The sequence below is a fragment of the Gemmatimonas sp. genome (assembly GCF_046594945.1).
In the GTDB taxonomy this organism is placed as follows: Bacteria; Gemmatimonadota; Gemmatimonadetes; order Gemmatimonadales; family Gemmatimonadaceae; genus Gemmatimonas.
On sequence record NZ_JBKJRB010000060.1, the window covers coordinates 1 to 2,611 of the forward strand.

Here is a 2,611-nt window from a genome sequence, read left to right on the forward strand (position 1 = left end):
CCGATGACGTGGGCCTGGGCAAAACGTACACCGCGCTCGCCGTGGCCGGTGCGTACGACCAGGTGCACATCATTGCACCGGCCGCCCTGCAACCCATGTGGCGCACCGCGATCACTCACGCGCACCTGCCGCACATACGACTGCACTCCGTGCACGGCTTCTCCCGCCACGACGGCGCCCATCACGCAACAGCGGCCGGCACCGTACCCCAGGGAGTGGTACGCGAGCGAGCGCGGTTGCGCACACTGGTCATTGTCGACGAAGCGCATTACCTGCGCACACGGCGCACCGCGCGCTATGCCGCGATTGCCCGTTTCGTTGCCGGCTGTGACACCCTGTTGCTGTCCGCTACGCCGTTGCACAACCGCACGGTTGAATTGCGAAATCTGCTGGCGTTGTTCCTGGGGTCACGCGCCGATCTCCTGTCAGATGCGATGCTGGCGCAGGTCGTGATCCGACGATCGAACATACAGACCTCCGCGTTGGTCAGTTTACCGGAGTTGAAAAGACCCCGCGTGCAGCAACACGCCCCCCTTCAGATGCCGCACGACCGTGCGACGCTCACCCAGATTCTGGCGCTGCCGGCTCCCCTTCCCGCCCATGATGGTGCCGTGGCCGGCGCGCTGATCCGCCTCGGACTGCTGCGCGCCTGGTGCTCCAGCGATGCCGCATTGGCGCACGCCCTTCGGCAGCGTCGTTTGCGCGGTGACGCACTTCGTCAAGCGTTGCGCGCGGGACGTCATCCCACGCAGTCGGAGCTGCGCAGCTGGCTCGTGGGTGACCACGAGGTGCAGCTCGCCTTCCCTGAACTGATGGCCAGTCATGAAGTGGACGGCGCCCCTCTCATCGAGCGGCTTGACACCCATCTCGAAGCGCTCAGCCGGCTTGCCGAACAGCATGCACAGACCGCGTCTGGCGATAGCGCACGCGCCGACGCCCTTCGCGCCATCCTGCACGCGCACCCCAACACGCCCGTCATCGCCTTCTCCCAGTTTACACACACCATCGGTGCCCTGCATCGCGCGCTGTCCGACATCGCCGGTGTTGGTCTGCTCTCCAGCACGCACGCCCGCATCGCCAGTGGGCGCATCGGCCGCAGCGAGGCACTCGCCCGCTTCGCCCCGCTCGCGCAGGAACGCCCGCCACCGTCGGCGCACGAGGCGATTCGTCTGATGCTCTCCACCGACCTCCTCGCGGAAGGCGTGAATCTCCAAGACGCCGGCGTGGTCGTGCATCTCGATCTCCCGTGGACCGACGCGCTGCGACAACAACGCGTGGGCCGCTGCGCACGCCTCGGGTCTCCGCACGCAGTGGTGCACGTGTACCACTTTGCGCCGCCCCCCGATGGCGATCGCGCGCTCCGGTTGCAGCGTCGGCTGGCCCAAAAGGCGGCGCTCTCGAAACGCTTCGCGGGCGGCATCAATTTGCGCGAGCGCCACCACGCGACGCCGAGTCGCGAAAGCGCGGCGGAGGCGGCCACACGATTGCACGCGCGACTGCAGCAATGGGTCGTGGCCATCGAAGGGAGCGATGCAGGCGAGCCGACGCGCGCGCTCGCGGTCGCTGCCATGCGGAGTCAGTTGGAGACGGCGTGGATCGCGCTCGTTGAGCACGGAAGACAGTCGATACTGCTTTGTGGATGCGCGCATCCCACCAACCGCAGGCGTCGCATCGTCAGCGCACGCGTGCGAGCACTGCTGCGCGCAGTGATCATCGCCGACAGCGCGGGCGCCGTCGGCGTACCATCGCGCGCCGCGCTCCAGGTTCCGATTCGCAACGCACTCCGCGACATACGCCGCTGGCACGCGCGTCGTGTGGCGCGCGATGACGCCGGCCCCACTGATCACGCGCTGACGCCACTCACGCAACGCGCCGCCAGGCACCTCGCAGAATTCGTGCAGCAATGCGGCCCCATCGAACGCGTCGCGCTGCGGGGAGCCATTGTCGATGCCGAGCAGGTCGTGGAGCGGGCGCGGGGATCCGGGGCCGAGGATGCCATAGCGCGGTGGTGCGCCTTGGCGGAGGCGATGCCACGGAGTTCACCGAGGGCCTGGATGACCGCGTGGCAGCGAGAGCCCGTCCTGGCGCACTTCGCGCTGGCGCAGCTGGCGCGGGATCCTCCCTCGTCGGCGGCCGTGGAAACGGCTCCGCGGTCGTGTCGCGTCCGTGCTTTGCTGCTGATCGGTCCCGATTACACTTCAGCATGCCACGACACGCGCTGCTGTTCGACCTCGACGGCACCCTGATCGACTCCATCGGGCTGCTCCTGGAGTCCATGCGATTCGCCTTCGAAGGGCGCCAGCGTGCGCCCACCACCGAGGAGTGGGTGGCGGGGATCGGGACGCCGCTGCGCACGCAGTTGGCCGAGTGGTGTGCGGGCGAGGCGGAGGTGGAATCGCTGGTCGAGCGTTATCGCGACTATCAGAGCATCCACCTGCCTCGGCTTACCACGGCCTATCCCGGCGTGCTCGACACCATCGCCTGGGCGAGGGTTCAGGGGCATGGCACCGCGTTGGTCACCAGCAAGGGACGCGGCATGACGGCCCGATCCCTCGAGCATGTCGGGCTGGATCAGGCCTTCGACGCCATCGTGACCTTCGAGGAGACTGCG

Annotated in this window: 2 protein-coding genes; both read left to right on the top strand. The window is 68.0% G+C overall.

Going from position 1 to position 2,611, the window contains the following annotated elements; all coding sequences use genetic code 11:
- A partial coding sequence (locus ACLL97_RS07105; RefSeq protein WP_411279777.1) for a helicase-related protein occupies positions 1–2,246 on the top strand: 2,246 nt, incomplete at its 5' end.
- Positions 2,204–2,611, top strand: a 408-nt coding sequence (locus ACLL97_RS07110) for an HAD family hydrolase (protein ID WP_411279778.1), incomplete at its 3' end; no start/stop codon positions are given. The genes ACLL97_RS07105 and ACLL97_RS07110, both read left to right, overlap by 43 nt.